13 protein-coding genes are annotated in these 16,352 nt (G+C 46.7%); 7 read left to right on the plus strand and 6 right to left on the minus strand.

What is annotated here, in order from left to right; translation table 11 throughout:
• Positions 1-76: 76 nt before the first annotated feature.
• From SHEWPOL2_RS02520 to SHEWPOL2_RS02535, 4 genes are all read right to left on the minus strand, one after another.
• On the minus strand, positions 77-1,090 hold the full coding sequence (locus tag SHEWPOL2_RS02520) for a succinylglutamate desuccinylase/aspartoacylase family protein (RefSeq protein WP_037425764.1): 1,014 nt from the start codon (positions 1,088-1,090) through the stop codon (positions 77-79).
• Positions 1,091-1,159: 69 nt separating this feature from the next.
• The gene (locus tag SHEWPOL2_RS02525) at positions 1,160-1,699 is read right to left on the minus strand and encodes a MarR family transcriptional regulator (protein ID WP_037416635.1); all 540 of its coding nucleotides are present in this window, start codon (positions 1,697-1,699) and stop codon (positions 1,160-1,162) included.
• A 174-nt stretch (positions 1,700-1,873) separates the two neighbouring features.
• Positions 1,874-2,437: an alkylphosphonate utilization protein gene (locus SHEWPOL2_RS02530; RefSeq protein ID WP_037425769.1), complete on the minus strand. Its 564-nt coding sequence runs from the start codon at positions 2,435-2,437 to the stop codon at positions 1,874-1,876.
• A 134-nt stretch (positions 2,438-2,571) separates the two neighbouring features.
• Entirely contained in the window at positions 2,572-4,785 is a 2,214-nt protein-coding gene (locus SHEWPOL2_RS02535; RefSeq protein ID WP_037425772.1) for a TonB-dependent receptor, read from the minus strand.
• Between the two features lie 230 nt (positions 4,786-5,015).
• Here SHEWPOL2_RS02535 and SHEWPOL2_RS02540 point away from each other — a divergent pair, with 230 nt between their 5' ends.
• Positions 5,016-5,723: a DUF2461 domain-containing protein gene (locus SHEWPOL2_RS02540; RefSeq protein WP_083848291.1), complete on the plus strand. Its 708-nt coding sequence runs from the start codon at positions 5,016-5,018 to the stop codon at positions 5,721-5,723.
• Positions 5,724-5,809: 86 nt separating this feature from the next.
• Here the strand turns inward: SHEWPOL2_RS02540 and SHEWPOL2_RS02545 are convergent, their stop codons facing one another.
• Positions 5,810-6,421 (minus strand): TetR/AcrR family transcriptional regulator, encoded by a 612-nt coding sequence (locus tag SHEWPOL2_RS02545; protein WP_037416627.1) that lies wholly within the window; start codon positions 6,419-6,421, stop codon positions 5,810-5,812.
• Between the two features lie 154 nt (positions 6,422-6,575).
• On the opposite strand from SHEWPOL2_RS02545, the gene SHEWPOL2_RS02550 reads away from it, so the two are divergent.
• The 5 genes from SHEWPOL2_RS02550 to SHEWPOL2_RS02570 all read left to right on the plus strand — a co-directional run bounded on the left by SHEWPOL2_RS02550 (position 6,576) and on the right by SHEWPOL2_RS02570 (position 13,551).
• Positions 6,576-7,202 carry a glutathione S-transferase gene (locus tag SHEWPOL2_RS02550; protein ID WP_037425779.1) on the plus strand — a complete coding sequence of 209 codons (627 nt, stop codon included), beginning with the start codon at positions 6,576-6,578 and terminating at the stop codon, positions 7,200-7,202.
• 61 nt (positions 7,203-7,263) lie between these two features.
• Complete coding sequence (locus tag SHEWPOL2_RS02555) at positions 7,264-7,932, plus strand: glutathione binding-like protein (RefSeq protein ID WP_037416621.1); 669 nt, start codon at positions 7,264-7,266, stop codon at positions 7,930-7,932.
• Between the two features lie 178 nt (positions 7,933-8,110).
• Positions 8,111-9,487 (plus strand): RsmB/NOP family class I SAM-dependent RNA methyltransferase, encoded by a 1,377-nt coding sequence (locus SHEWPOL2_RS02560; protein ID WP_037425782.1) that lies wholly within the window; start codon positions 8,111-8,113, stop codon positions 9,485-9,487.
• A gap of 540 nt (positions 9,488-10,027) precedes the next feature.
• On the plus strand, positions 10,028-10,186 hold the full coding sequence (locus SHEWPOL2_RS02565) for a small highly charged protein (RefSeq protein ID WP_037416614.1): 159 nt from the start codon (positions 10,028-10,030) through the stop codon (positions 10,184-10,186).
• A 239-nt stretch (positions 10,187-10,425) separates the two neighbouring features.
• The gene (locus SHEWPOL2_RS02570; protein WP_037425785.1) at positions 10,426-13,551 is read left to right on the plus strand and encodes an NAD(P)-binding protein; all 3,126 of its coding nucleotides are present in this window, start codon (positions 10,426-10,428) and stop codon (positions 13,549-13,551) included.
• 58 nt (positions 13,552-13,609) lie between these two features.
• Here SHEWPOL2_RS02570 and SHEWPOL2_RS02575 read toward each other — a convergent pair whose 3' ends face one another.
• Positions 13,610-15,277: a GGDEF domain-containing protein gene (locus SHEWPOL2_RS02575; protein WP_037425788.1), complete on the minus strand. Its 1,668-nt coding sequence runs from the start codon at positions 15,275-15,277 to the stop codon at positions 13,610-13,612.
• Between the two features lie 197 nt (positions 15,278-15,474).
• Here SHEWPOL2_RS02575 and SHEWPOL2_RS02580 point away from each other — a divergent pair, with 197 nt between their 5' ends.
• Positions 15,475-16,326 carry a DMT family transporter gene (locus SHEWPOL2_RS02580; RefSeq protein WP_037425791.1) on the plus strand — a complete coding sequence of 284 codons (852 nt, stop codon included), beginning with the start codon at positions 15,475-15,477 and terminating at the stop codon, positions 16,324-16,326.
• The last annotated feature ends 26 nt before the right edge of the window (positions 16,327-16,352 follow it).

Raw genomic sequence — 16,352 nt, forward strand, 5'->3', positions numbered from 1 at the left:
GAGATAACCACATAAAAACAACAGCCATCAGTAAACTGATGGCTGCTTTTTTAGCAAACACTGGCAGAATAACAGCCTAAGCATATTCCATTAAAAACTCATCGAGTTGCTCGTTAGCAATTTCGATCTCATCGCCTTCGAACTGCGCAATATGGAACATGCCCTCGCCTTCATTCGTCACAGGAATATTACTGATCCCGATGATAATGCCATCGGTTGGCGCGCGGATCGCCACACTATCACCGCCATGCGGACTGACAATATGGGCAATAATATAGCCCTTATTAACCCGTTGACCGAGTTTGAGCTTCATATTGACTAAGCCATCGGACTCACTGCGGATCCAATAGCTGCGTATCGCACTGACACTCGCGATCTTGTTACTGACTCGCCCCTTAAGCATACCAAGGCTACGCATCACATTGAGCACGCCCTTAAGACCCGACTTAATTGCAAGCTCACTAAAGCGCAGCGCCTCGCCCGCCTCATACAAAATACAGGGAATGCCCTGCTGATTCGCATAGCCGCGCATCGACACGCTACGCGCCTTAGAGTGCATAATAAGCGGTGCGCCAAAGGCATTCGCCATGGCTAACATAGTTTCATCACCGGTATCGCAACGGATTTGCGGTAAGTTATCTCTATGGATAGCCCCCGTATGTAAATCAATCACATGGGTTGCATGGACTAATAACTGAGTAGCAAACAGGTTAGCTAACCGGCTTGCCAACGCCCCTTTACTGGAGCCTGGGAAGCAACGGTTGAGATCGCGCCTATCGGGTAAATAACGGGATTGTTGAATAAAACCAAACACATTGACTATGGGCACCACAATCAGGGTGCCGGCTAAATTTTTAGGGTTAACCCGTCCAAGTAACCGCCGACAGATCTCAATACCATTGAGCTCATCGCCATGGATAGCAGCACAGACCAAGAGTGTCGGCCCAGGTTTGAGGCCGTGAAAGACTTCGACATGAATATCGAGTTGGGTATCGGTATAAAGCTTGGCGGCGGGTAATTTAATCCCTATTTGCGTGCCCGCAATGACTCGCTTGCCTTCAATCTCAAACGCTTCGCGTTTTTTAACCATGGTCACTCCCTGATCTGCATTGCGCTGTATGTGATAACTCTAGTATTAAGCCTTAACACGCCCAAGCTATTATTCGCCTTCAAACTGGGTTAACCAGTGTTTTAAAATTTGCTGCAATGCCACACGCTCAGCAGTCGGGACCCCCGATAATAGCGCGCTCTGACATTGGATATGTTTGGGGAGCGCAGCCTCAATCAGTGCTTTACCTGCCGAAGTGAGCGAAACATGCACGGCGCGGCGATCTTCCTTACAGTGCTCACGGGCAATCAAGCCTTTATTTTCCAGTCGGTCTAAGCGACTGGTCATGGCGCCTGAACTTAACATCATGCTTTGATACAGCTGCGAAGGCGATAAAGTATAAGGCTTACCTGAGCGTCTGAGTGTCGCGAGCACATCAAACTCCCCCTGACCTAAGCCAAATTCTCCGTGGCATAAGGCGATAGCGTTTTCCATATATTTGGTCAGCCTTGCGATGCGCCCTAACACCGCCATGGGGACTAAATCCTCTGTCACCCCTTCAGCCCGCCACTGGCCGAGGATTTTATCTAATCCATCTTCAACTGAAGCCGACATTTGCTTTGCGTCGAGTAGTTGCGAGTCGTTTGCCATAGGTTTATCTCTATATAAAGATTCTTCACATGCTAACCATTTTATCGCCTAATTTAATGATTTGTATATGTGGCTACTTTTAGTGGGTAGATAAGAGTAAATTCTGCATAAAAAAACCGCCCAATTTATGCAAATTGGGCGGTTTTACGTTCAAGCAAGTTTAAGCGAAATGACTTAAGACTTTTTCACAAAACAGGTCAGGATCACAATGCGAGTACCATTCACACGACCTTCGATATGCTCTGGATTGTTGGTCAACGAAATATTGCGTACTGCGGTGCCACGTTTTGCCACAAAGCTGGTACCTTTGACGTTAAGATCTTTAATGATGACCACGGTATCTCCGGCGTTAAGCACGGCACCGTTGCTGTCTAAAGTCGGTGGCGTATCATCACTGGCGGCAGCGGCTTCGGCATCACCCCAAGCGCGTAAATCATCTTCAAGATACAACATATCGAGCAGATCCTGCGCCCAGCTTTCACCGCTTAAGCGTTTCAGCATGCGATATGACATCACTTGAACCGCCGGGACTTGGCTCCACATGCTGTCGTTCAGACAACGCCAGTGGTTCATGTCCATAGTATCCGGCGCTGCGATTTGGCTGCTGCAATTTTCACAAATCATAATCTCGTTTTCATGACCATCGGAAGCCGGTAAGTCATAAATAGAGAGTTCGACGTCACTTCCGCAGAGTTCACATTTGCCGCCACAGCGAGTTAGCAATTCATTTTCAGTCATTTTTTCTGTCTACATGCGTAATAAAACGCGGATTATGCCATAAATTGGCTTTTCACGGCAGGGGGGAAGGCAAGATAACCCTATTTTTTATATGAGTTATCTATTTCTTCACCCTTTGAATTGCCATTTAATCCTTAAAATTCATAAGCTAAACTGAGTCTGACATCTCGCCCCGGCGCGGGGATACCATCCGACAGAAACGGCGTCACCTGCTGATTTGTGAGATTTTTTGCCATTAAGCGCACGCTGAGCCCTTTCAGTGTATCTTGAGGCTCGTAGGCTAAATATATATTTTGTAAGAAGTAATTCTCACTTGGGGATTCTGCATTAAAAATATCACCTTCAGGCACATTATCCTGTGCATCATACCAAGTCCCCTGCCAAGCAACTGAAATGTCATCGGTAATATACATACCCACACGCAGGCGAATATCCAGCGGCGCAATGTTGGCAAGGTATTCATCCTCGCCTTGGCTGTCTCTAAGCGATCCCCTGTGCTCCCCCTGTAACCAAGAAACGGCTAAGTCACTGAAGAAATCCTGATAACGGTATTGGGACTCGAGATCGGCGCCGTAGATCTCATAGCCGTCAAGATTGGTATAACCACTTTGAATCGCTTGATTTGGGTCGGACTTTGCACCGCGGCGCTGGGCAATATCGTCCCGTCCCAAGTTGGCAAATAGGGTCACTTGGGTTGAAAGCGTATCTTGGGCGGCAAAAAGACTCGTTTGCTGCGTCATTAAGCCCAGTTTAAAGGCGTGCAGACGCTCCACATCAATATCTCGACTCGTGCCAGTAGTGCTCGCCTTGGCGTATTGCACTGCATAGATTTCATCGACCACTGGCGCCTGTAAGCTGTAGGCGTAATCGAAATTTACTCGAGTATTAGCTGTTAACTGGTAGTCGATACCCAATCGCGGTGAAAAGCCCGAATGGTGAGTCGAACTGTAGTCGTGCCCTGCCTCGATATCGTTGTAATCGGGGGCAATGTTGGGGCGACCAATGCTGTAGATAAAGTCATACCGTAGCGAAGGAGTGATGGTCAGCTCATCCGTCACACTAATCGCATCGCGCAAATAGACTGCATAGGTATCCTGACGCCCTTCGGGCTGATAGTAAGGAGTGTACCAACCGTAGTTTTTCTCGGGATTTTTCTCATAACTTTTGTTAAAGACCATTGAATCCCTATCGAGACTGCGGAACTGCAATCCAGTGGTGATTTCATGATTACCAACAATACTTAAGTTGTTGATGTCAATGTAGTCACGCTTGTAATCCAACCAAGATTCATGGCCGAAGTTGCCGACGGAGACTGTCATCTTTTCCCACGCGATTGGCGGCCTGACCCAATGGCGTGCATTGGCAGAATGGGAAACCACTATTTGGGTATCAATTAAAGGATTACTTGGGGAATAGCGATAATTCGCCGACCAGGTATTGTCTTTATAGGTGTTGTAGGCCGTGGTGGCATAGAGCGCCAGTTCATAGGAGCCATATTTACGGATGTTATAATCAGAAATCGCGGGCATAGGACCACGGCGATTGGCCCAAGGCTTTCGGCCTTCGTCGAGATAATGGGTCAGGCTCAACATGAGTTGATGGTCACCTTGCTCATAATCCAGTTTGCCAAGGTAATTATTTTGCTCATAACCTGAGTATTCAAATGCTTCACCATTGGCGAGCGTCACATCCCCCGCATCACGGCGGGTGACATGCAATAAACCTGAAAGTTGTTGATTCGCTCGTCCATAAACCGTTCCCGTGTAGCTTTTGGCGTCGTTATTACTGGCGTAACTGGCTTTGACTCGGGCGCCAAGGTTTTGATTGTAATTTAAAAAATCATCAGCAGATTTAGTCACAACATACATGGAGCCGCCAAAGCCCCCGTTACCTGAGCGGACATCGTGGGCCCCTTTAATCACTTCGACTCGCTTGATTAAATCGGGATCTAAGAAGAACGACCCATAGCGATACTGCTCAAATCCCACGGGGGCGTTATCGACATAAATGTTGAAATCTTCGGTTTCGCCAAATCCCCATACGTTAATGCGCTCGCCGCCACTGCGAGTACCACCATCAACATGGGCACCGGCCATATCATCGATAACTTCAGCAAATGTGGTCGCTTGCATCTCTTCAATTTGCTCCATCGAGATGATCGCCTCGCCCGGCTTAGTCATAGTGGTCGCTCGGCGGTATTGCTGGCCATGTACTTGTAATATCTCAATTGGCTCAACCTTAGGCGCTCCTAATACTTCCTTGGCATTGAGTGGCAACGCAGGCAATACCGTCAAACCCGCACAACCCATCATTATTTTCGCTATCCTGCTCTTAGGTTGATATCCCATCTCCCCATCCCCTGTTACCTAGTGTAAAAAATAGGGCGGCATTATAGGCATCAATGTCAAAGATGAGAATAATTCTCACCTGGCTTTACATGTAAATCACAACCTGATGGTAACTGCAGGGAAATACTCGAAGAATTTGCAATATCCACACACATTTGTTCAACTCGCACTAACCTGTTTTGACTAACAGTCGGAATCTCAGTCTCAAGCACCTCAAAGGTTTTATGGATATGACTAAGCTCACCGCACAACCTCAAACCGAGTTGGCATTTACCGCTGCCAGCTTAGATTTTCTCAAACGGCTTTCGCTCAATAATTCCCGCGACTGGTTTAAAGCTCATCAGGATGAATATGAAGATAACGTCAGAACGCCCGCACTGCGTTTTATCGAACGAATTCAGCCTCATATAATTGCGATTTCGCCAAGACTGACCGCGGTTGCCAAAAAAGTCGGTGGCAGCTTAATGCGCCCACAGCGCGATAGTCGCTTTAGCAACGATAAGACACCCTACAAAACCAATGTGGGGATCCAGTTTCGGCATTTTCAGGGTAAAGATGTGCATGCGCCGGGGCTGTATTTACACATTGCCGAAGACGGTTGTTTTATTGCCGCGGGTATTTGGCACCCCGAGTCGAAGGCGCTCAATGCGATTCGGACTTGTATTGATGAAAATCCCAATGGCTACAAAAAGGCGCTGCAAACCTTAATAGACCATGGATTTATGATGGATGGTGATAGCCTGACTCGCCCGCCAAAGGGATTCGATAAACACCACCCCATGCTAACCGAGCTCAAGCGCAAGGACTTTATCGCGCTAATGCCCATTCCCTTTGAACGGCTCTGCCAAGGGGATGCCGCGCAGTACTGCGCTGAACAGTTCGCCCATTGCCGCCAATTAATGGCCTACTTGTGTTTTGCCCTCGAATTGGACTTTTAAGTTTCTGTATAAGTGGTTGCATCAGTTTTGCAGTTCACGAGGCCAAGCATTGACTTGGTCTCATACTTATCGGTTTAATCTACGCCCTATTTCACATCGACGGGCTTAAGTGGCGTCAACGCGAGACTCTTAAGATATTCGCTTAATACCGTAAATGCGTTATCCAACAGGGCGTATTCCTTCGCCTTACCTAACACTCTAATCCCTTGTAATTGAAGTACTAAAAATGCAGCGAGTGACTCAGGCTGAACCGATTGAGACAACTCCCCCTGTCGCTGACTGTAGCGTAAAACATCGGTAAAGTTAGTCTGTAACTGGGCAAATAAACGCTGGCACTCCTGCTGTACGCAGTCATCGTCGAGGCATTTTTCCATCACCGCATTCTGCATAAAGCAGCCGTACTCTTGCTCGCGCTGCAAGGCCACAAATCGCGCTAAATAGGTCAAGATCTCATTCAATCCCGCCTGTGCATGCAGGATTTTCTCCTTCGCCCCAAAGGAATAATGGTCGAGATAAAAACGTAAACATTCACGATATAAACTCTGTTTATCACCAAAACTGTTATACAAGCTGAAGCGATTAATCCCTAAGTGTTCGACCAGATCGGCAATCGATGTCTCGGCAAATCCCTTCTGCCAAAATAACTCCATCGCCTGAATGAGCTTTTCTTGTCTATCAAAATTACAACTACGTGCCATGGTTCAAACCTAGATTGATGCCTGTATTAAACGGAGTGCTATATGGCAAAACATTCTTGACTGACCGTTTAGATATGGCGTAAATTTTATCCTAACCGATCGTTCCGTTAAAGCTCTATTTAGCCAAACTTAAAGATTAACAGAAGGAAAGAGCATGAAGCTTTATGAATTAGCCCCTACGCCAAGCGCAAGACGCGTGAGTATTTTCCTCGCCGAAAAAGGCATCGATATCCCACGTGTGAATGTTGATATTCGCGGCGGTGAAAATCTCAGCCCTGAATTTAAAGCCAAAAGCTTAAACGGACGCATTCCACTGCTCGAACTCGACGATGGTAGCTACCTATGTGAATCCGTGGCTATTTGCCGCTATTTAGAAGAAATCTATCCCAGTGAAACGTCCTTATTTGGCAACAGCCCGCTAGAGCGTGCCCAAGTCGAAATGTGGCAGCGCATCATCGAGCTACAAGGGTTGATGGTCGGCTTTCAAGCCTTTAGAAACCTGACGGGTATTTACAAAGACAGGGAAAATTGCGTCGAAGCCTGGGGCGCAGAATCACGCCAACGGGTCATTGACTTCCTGCCGACCTTAGACCAACAATTAGCCAAATCAAGCTATGTGGCGAGCGATAACTTTACGATTGCCGATATTTCTGCATACGTTTTTATTAGCTTTATTAAAAACTTAGATATTCTAGTGGATGACACCTTGCCCCACATTCAGGCATGGTTTGCGACAGTGGCCCAGCGCCCTGCGATAGTGTCGCTTACCCCAAAAAACTAGCAGCGATGCCCTATTGGGCACCCAAGTTAAGCATTAACCAGTTAAGACTTAAGGGATAACTATGATTGATTTATATACCGCCGCGACCCCGAACGGTTTTAAAATTTCCATCGCGCTCGAAGAAATGGGTCTCGACTATCGAGTGCATAAGTTAGATTTCAATACTAACGAACAGAAGCAGCCTGAGTTTCTCGCCATTAACCCTAATGGCCGTATTCCAGCCATTATCGACCGAGATAACGAGGACTTTGTAGTGTTCGAGTCCGGCGCAATTCTTCTGTATCTGGCGGAAAAAACCGGTAAGTTCTTACCAGCCGATCCTAAAAAGCGCTCACAGGTCATTCAATGGCTCATGTTCCAAATGAGCGGTGTCGGCCCAATGATGGGTCAAGCTAACGTGTTTTACCGTTACTTCCCCGAGAAAATCCCTGCGGCTATTGAACGTTACCAAAAAGAAGGCAGACGTTTGTTTGAGGTGATGAATACCCAATTAGCCAAGCATCAGTATCTGGCCGGTGATGAGTACACCATTGCGGATATCGCGACTTGGCCTTGGGTGCGCATCCATGAATGGAGCGGTATCAATATGGAAGGACTCACTCACTTACAACGTTGGCTAGACGAGTTAGCCCTAAGACCCGCTTGCCAAAAAGGCATAGTGACACCTCCGCCCTCAGTATTGAGTGATGAAGAGCGTGCTAAACAAATCCAGAAGATGGTGACTAAGTAGGTCATCCTATCCTCTCGCGCATTCGTTTTCCCCATCAAGCCCCAACTCTGCATTGGGGCTTTTTTACTGCTAGCGATGCGCAAAACTGCTACACTCTGCGCCACTTATTGATTTGCTTGGCCATATTCATCACATTGGATGGACATCACTCGGTCGAGCCACTTTTCAGGCTAACTTTATGGGCAATCCAAACGGCTTATCATCAGCAACCATGGCATCTACAGTGAATATCGAACCGCAAACCCTCGCGCAAAAACGCGGATTAAGTTATGCCAATACCATTAAGTTATTGTTCGATGAGATTTTAAATACCAAGCAACCCGCCGACCGAGTGCTCGCGAACTACTTTAGGGAACATAAAAAGCACGGCTCCAAGGATCGCAAGGTCATCCGCGAATCCTTATTTAGCCTGTTCCGTTGGTGGGGCTGGTTTAAAGCCACGGCCGATCATCAGCAGGCGGATCACTTTTTTGCAATGCTGAGCGCGAGCGCCTTAATCGAAGCCCATCCATGGCAAGATATTGCCCAAGCCTGGCATGAGCTCGCCCAATCGCCGGCTGATTATCAACAGCTTCAATCCCTTAGCGTTAATAGCTTAACGGATAAATTGGCACTGGTACGGCAGCAATTTCCCGAAGCGTCCTTCGAACTCGCGGATTTATTGCCTGAATGGTTTTGGCAGGTCTGCCCAATTGCCCCAGAGCTGCGCCCAAATCTCATCGAAGCTATGTCTAGCCGGCCACCGATTTGGGGACGTGCACAGGGAATCAACAGCCAAACAGCTGTTAAGCAACTACAAGCGCTAGAGATTGATGCGAGTCTCAGCCCCTATTTTGAAGATGCCATAAACCTTGGCACTAAGAGCATGAATCTCAATGAAATATCACTCTATAAAGAGGGCAAAATTGAGATCCAGGATTTAGCTTCGCAAGTGATAGGTCAAATTTGTGCACCAGAGCCTTGGCAACACTGGTGGGATGCCTGCAGCGGCGCAGGCGGAAAAACCCTGCAATTGCGCGCACTGATGCAAACTGCCGCAGCTAAGCAGCACAGTCCGTTTGTCGGCTCAATTGTGTCATCAGATATTCGCGCCCACGCCTTAGAAGAACTCAGCAAACGCGCCCAACGGGCAAAGTTTGACGGCATAAGCATTGCTCGCTGGCGCAGTGATGCACTGCCGGTCGACGCCAACCATTTTGACGGGGTATTAGTCGACGCACCCTGTAGCTGCACGGGCACGTGGCGCCGTAACCCAGATATGCGCTGGCTCGACAGCCTCGATGCCGTCACAGATAAAGCAGCACTGCAACTGGATATATTAAGCCGCAGCAGTAAGGCGGTAAAACGGGGCGGAAGCTTAGTCTACGCCACTTGCTCACTGTCACCGGTTGAAAATGAGCAAGTAGTTTCCGCCTTTTTACAACAACATCCCGAGTTCAACCTAGTGCCGATCCGCCACCCCTTTACCGGCGAACAAACAGAAATGTTGACCGTGTGGCCCTTCGAAGCCAACACAGATGGAATGTTTGTGGCGTGCATGCAGCGTAATCTCTAGGGCGTGTTGACGTTTCAGGGTTGTTTTTGCAGCAATTTGGCTGGATTTTATGCAAGACAAAGTCCGTGCAGTGTAGTTATTCTACATAAACGGACGATAACGCCGCAGAAAAGTCAGACAAATGCTGCCCGAAGGGTTCGTCTGGCAAACCCTTGCTCTTTGTCACTCATCATTTGAGTAGAATGATCGTTTCGCGAGCACGTGCTTGCCAGAACGAACAAAATCTAATCTCGAAACGTCAACACGCCCTAGCACTAACTCCTTATTTTTTATAAGAACTTGGCACTCTTTCTCTGAGTGCCTTTTTACATTTTTCCTAATAAGGTTTGTCGCTTACAAAGTTTATTCATAGAACAATCATTAAGATAAGTCATAAATACCCTAATAAAATGCCTAAAAGCCATGCTTGTATCACTCGCTCCCGTTCTTGGACAAAACTTTTCACCATCAGTGATTAAATATTTCGCTTTAGCTTAATCTCACCTTTGGGTAAAAAGATCGGGTGCTGAAAATGGCACAGATATTTTTGGAATTTTGACCATGTCACACTCCTATGAATTTGACGACGATGATGCGCCATGGGGCGAAAACGTCAAAGGTAAGCAAAAAAACAAACGCGTAAAACAACGTCGCAGGGATACTAAGCGCCGTTATTCTGATGATGCAGAGGTGGATTTCTATCAGCATAAATCGAAGTAACTGAATTACGACCCGTTTGCCTTAGCAAATTCGAGCTTTATAAGCAGTCAAATCCCAGCAAGTTGGAGTTAATCCAACTTGCTAGTTAATCTAAGTTTTTCCCTCTATTCATCTTTTAATTCAATTGTAAAATCAATAGGCTAATTGGCCTATTTACCCTATGCTCTTTAGGGTTTACTCATGCTTTTTTGTCGACAAAAACTACCTTACACATCTTTACGGGTTTAAAGGATGATCCCATGGAAAAACAACGCCCCGATTTTATCTATCCCCCAGGCAGTATGTTAATGCACTCGCCCTTAGTGTTGAATAAAGCCGATATGTACGGTTTTTTTCTCAAGGGAAAACTCGCCAACTTACAGCGTTCTATCGATAAAACCCTTAATCAAGTGGCCGGAAGCGTCATGTACTTTAAAGTGCTGTCGCCCTTTGTACTGACAACCTTTACACAAATCGAGAAAGCCTATTCAGAAGAGCCGACCGATAGGGCCAAGGGTTGGATCCAAGAAACCGACATCATCACTTGGGTCATGGTCGGTCGCCAAGAAAATAGCAACAGCACATCCATCAGCCATGTGTATTTTCAACCGCTGCATATTTGGGTGAATGATGCGATGGCCCTGATCAATGGCCGTGAGTTGTTCGGTTATCCCAAGTATTTGTGTGAATACACTATGCCCGCGGTCGGAGAGCCATTAACCCGTCTATCCTTGGCCACAAAGAGCTTCTTACACTTTAGCCCTGACACTGAGCTTGCCATGCACCCGCTGATTGAGGTGAATTGCAATGCCAAGCCTGAGGCGCAGCTCACCACGCTAGAAGCCATAGCCCAAACCTGGCAACTCTTTAAAGAACAAACGGATTTTATTCCAGAGCTGGATAAGCTAGGTGAGGAGCAACTGTTTCATTTGCTGTTTAAGCCCGCTATCGACCAAGTGTTTTTAAAGCAGTTTCCGGACGCTTCAGGCCAAAAAGCGGTTTATCAGGCGATTACTGCATCGCCCGCTAAGGTCAACAAAGTGCACAGTGTTGCCCTGTTAGAAAATGACTTTGTCGCCACCATTTTTGATAACGCCAGCTTCCCACTCAAAGAAACCCTAGGCGTCGAGGTTGGCGAGCAGCATGTATTACTGCCCTACCATGTGAACTTTGACTTTGAAGTACCGCCGGGCGAAGTGCTGGTCGATAACTCTGAAATCAAAAAACAAAAAATTGCCATTCTCGGCGGAGGTGTCGCCGCCATGACCGCCGCCTGTTATCTCACCGACAGACCCGGTTGGCAGAACCAATATGAAATTGATGTCTATCAATTAGGCTGGCGAATCGGCGGCAAGGGCGCAAGTGGCCGCAATGCTGCGATGGGGCAAAGAATTGAAGAGCATGGCCTGCATATCTGGTTTGGTTTTTATCAAAATGCCTGCGCCTTGATGCGTAAAGCCTATGAAGAATTAAACCGCCCGCCCGAAGCACCGCTGGCCACCTTCTTCGATGCCTTTAAACCCCATAACTTTATTGTGCTACAGGAGGAAATTAATGGTCGCTCCGTTAGCTGGCCAATCACCTTTCCAACACTCCCAGGGATCCCAGGAGATGGCACCGAAACCTTAACCTTCTGGAAGGTAGTTAAGGCCGCCTTTGCTTGGATAAAAGAATGGCTAAAGGACATGGACTCATTGCTGGAGGCCGATGAAAAAGCCATGGCAACACCGAAAAACTGGCTCGATATCAGCTGGTTTGAACAGCTTAAGGATAAGTTAGAGGATTCGGTTGAAGATGCGATGGAATCCCTCGACGCCCTGGGTGACAAGCTCGAATGCCATTTTAATCAAATGATTGGCCTCGAATGCGATGAGCATGTCCACAGCGAGAGTGACGATGGTTTGGTCGAGTCCGCCGTCGATGCCCTGCACCAAAGGCTGGTTAAACGCTTTAGCGACCATTTAGACACTAACGATGAGTTACGCCATCGGTATATTGCCGTCGACTTAGGTTTAACCATCTTAAAAGGGATGTTTGTCGACGATGTGTTTGAAAAGGGTTTTGATGCCATCAACGATAATGATTACCGCGAATGGTTAATCAAACACGGCGCCAGCCAAAAATACACGGTCGACAGCGCCCCAGTACGCGGTTTTTATGATCTGGTATTTGCCTACGAAAAAGGCAACTTTGACAAACCGAATGTCGAAGCGGGCACCATTATTCGCTCCATGCTGCGTATCGCCCTGTGTTATCAAGGCGGGATTATGTGGAAAATGCAAGCCGGCATGGGAGATGTGGTCTTTACCCCCTACTATGAAGTGCTGAAACGGCGCGGCGTTAATTTCCACTTTTTCAATCGAGTCGATAATTTAGAATGTCGCAATAACAGCATTCAAGCGATTGAAATCACTGAGCAAGTCGCTTTGGCACCATCGGTTAAAGACTACAATCCACTCGTTGATGTGAAAGGCTTAGCCTGCTGGCCCAGTACCCCAAATTACGATCAGCTCGAGCCTGAGCAAGCCGCATTGCTAAAAGCCCATGATATTAATCTTGAACACTTCTGGAGCGATTGGGACAACCTGTACGAGGCGCAATTTGGCCAAGCACTACCGAAAAAACGTCTACAAAAAGGCGTGGACTTCGACAAAGTGATTTTTGGTCTGTCTCTTGGTTCGGTCCCCCATGTCGCTAGCGAAGTCATGGCGCAGAGTCCGGCGCTCAAAACCTGTGTAGATAAAGTACAGACCGTCGCGACCCAAGCCTATCAACTTTGGATGAATCAAGATCTTAATGGTATTGGTTGGCCCAATTATTCTGAGAATGGCGAGCAGCCTGTCTTATCAGGCTTTACCGAGCCCTTCGATACATGGGCATCAATGGATCAATTGCTCGATAAAGAAGACTGGCGCGGCCTTGAGCCCAAAAATGCCAGTTATTTCTGCTCGGCGTTGCCCGTAGATGCCTATCCACCACGTACGGATATCGGTTTCCAACAGCGCAAAACCGCCGAAGCCAAGGCTGGCGCCATCAATCAGCTCAATATGGAAATTCATAAGCTGTGGCAACATGTTGGCGATAGTTTCCCCTGGGAATGGTTACATGATGAACAAAACCGCCAAGGCGAAGCGCGATTCGATAGCCAATATTGGCGCGCCAATGTGGATCCTTCGGAACGTTATGTGTTGTCGGTTAAAGGCAGCTCACAATATCGGATCAACACCGATGGCACAGGTATCGACAATCTGTATATGACGGGTGACTGGATTAAAACCGGCCTCAATGCCGGTTGTGTCGAGGCCGCCACCATGGCGGGGATGCATACCGCTAAAGCCATCTGCGGTCATCCGGCCATTATCAAAGGCGAAAAAGACTTCGCCTAAATGCCAAAGGGCTGCATTGTGCAGCCCTTTCTATTTGTTTTATAAGTTGTTCTCAAGCTTAAAAGGAAGCGATCTCACCCACGCGGCTATCGGCATATTCCTGACGCCGTTTTTCCATCCTCGACTGATACAAACTACTATCTGCACAGCGCAGCCACTCATGGGGTTCGGCTACGTCGGTATTCATCGCGATGCCAAAACTAAAATGACAATCCTTTAAGCCTTCAGCGGCAACTTGCGCAGTTAATTCTCGCAAACTATTCACTAAATTTGTCACGCTACTCGCAGGCAGAATAACGACAAACTCATCGCCACTAATACGGTAGATTTTGAGTTGAGCAATATTGGTCGCTTGCAAAAATTGCACAAGTCTTTGTAGTAAACGATCCCCTTCTTGATGTCCCAAGGTATCGTTCACCATCTTGAGATTGTCGACATTCAGCAGCACCAACGCCATAGGGTTAACCACCTTATTGGAAAAGGCCAATTGAGAATTCATAAATTCATCAAAGGCATAACGGTTACCGACTCGCGTTAAGCCATCAAGCCTTGCTTTTTCCCAAGCGATCCCTAACTCTTCGATATGCGCCTTACGTTCTTCAGAAAGGAGTTTAAGTTTATTAGCCAAGGCAAGAGATAACAGTAAGGCATCTACAGTGCCGCCGAGCAAAGTAGCAAATTCAGCATGCTCAATAAAATCAGGAGTAATCCCCATATTGCCCGGTAAAATAATCACCGCAGGCAACAGCAAACAACTAAAGGCCATGATGAAATAGCGCGCTGGGGCAAAGCCTTTCATCAAACACACATTGCCGCAGGTAATCGCCAACGCAATCCACAACATAATGAGTACAGAGGCAATAATCGCGGTATAGGACAATAACCAAATACTGGTAGGCAAGGCTAAAACACAAGCAGCTAATAAGTACTGGCTCATTCGCCACAATCGGGGCGAATAGCTAGGCAACTGTAAAAAGTGCTTGTAGAACATAATATTAAATATCGGCAAACTGATAAAAAACAGATGATGTAGTTCTAGTTGATGATAGTTAAACAAGTGAGCGGGTAGATGGAATGTTAATGCCCAACCACCAAAATAGGCCAATACATAAAGGCCATAATATAAGAAGGCTTTATCAAAAATAGAGATATAAATCAGTATATTATATAAAGCGATAAACAGTAATCCCCCTAAACAAATCAGTATCGCCATGGCCACACGGTCGTTGGTTAACTGATGCACCTCTTCTGACGTTAAAGCCAGCTCTGGGGCGGAGGAATAATAGCGGCTACTCAGTCGAGTCACCAACCAATAATCAGTCCCAATATTCAGTTGAACCTTGCGACCGTAATCGAATAAAAATTCATAGGGTGCATAGTAACCACTGTGGGCAGTTTGCACTGAGCCATCACTACCAAGTAACCAATAATCGACCGATTCAACAATAGAATTACTGGCATCGACTACCCAACGAGTTTGACGGCTATTAACCATCACTGGAGACACCATCCAATAGTCGCCACCAGCCAGACTCACAGAGCTAGCTTCTTTGAGTAGGCTCATCCATTGAGTTACCTCATTAAAATCGGCAGGCGGGAGCTGCTTATCTTCTGCATGGAATAAATAAGGGGAGTCCAACGCAATTTCAGCGCTAAGGGTAAATGGACTAAATGTCCAAAACAGCAACAAAAAGCACCAGAAATTATGCACGTTAGTTTTGCTCATTGGTATCTTGGTTTATATACCCGCGTTTAGTTCCACGCAGAAAATCAATTTAGAGTGTTAACTTTATGACTACATTTTATTTTTTACAATTGATTAGACTAAATTAGTCGGCAATGGGATGCCTTATGATGATATTTTAGTCGTTAACTTATAGAACCACACTTTAGCCTCAATATCAGTCGTTAACATGGATACCTATGGCACCTTTATTGATGATTTTAGCGGCACAATTGTTGATAGCCAGCGGTAACCTATTGGTTAAGTTGCTTGAAACTAATGCGCCAGTGTTTCAACTTGTACTTTACCGACAATTATTTGCCACACTTTTGGTACTGCCCTTTGTCTGGCGTTTACAGGGCAATCTCAAGTTAAGTCCCTTTTACAAAGTGCACTTAAGCCGAGCGCTATTAATTGGTTTAGGCAATGCTATCTTTATGCTAGCTGTATTGCATCTGCCACTCGCAACAGTCACCGCAGTCATTTATACCTCGCCATTATTACTGCTGTTATTGTCTGCGTTCTTTTTACATGAGCGTATAGGCTATCGCCGAACAGTAGCAGGCATCATTGGTTTTACGGGCATATTACTGATAAGCCAACCAACCGAATTTAATCTCTACATTGGCTTAGCCTTTTTTGGGGCCATGACTTCGGCAACAAACAGCTTGATTTTGAAGGCATACTCAACCCACGAGCATCCCTTTTCAACACTCTTTTGGTCTAATGCCTTTGCGATGGTTTTTCTGATACCGGCAACTTGGTACGAGGGCGCAGATTTTAATCTCCCCGTCGCTCAAGTCGGCTTAACCTTAGGCGTGTTTTATATCGGCATGACCTACCTGATTATCCATGCCTATCGACGAGCAGATGCGAGCCAAATGGCACCAGTGGAATACACAGGCCTTATTTTTGCCGCATTGTTAGGTTGGTGGTTTTTGGATGAGCACTTAAGCATTGTGGTGTGTATTGGCATAGGACTGGTGCTCTTCTCCTCCATCCTACCAAGCTACAGCGAGCTCAAAGCCAAATGGAAAAGCCGGCAAAGGTAACCTTGGCCGGCTTTAAATTCGAGGCG

Source organism: Shewanella sp. POL2, from assembly GCF_000282755.1.
GTDB lineage: Bacteria > Pseudomonadota > Gammaproteobacteria > Enterobacterales > Shewanellaceae > Shewanella > Shewanella xiamenensis.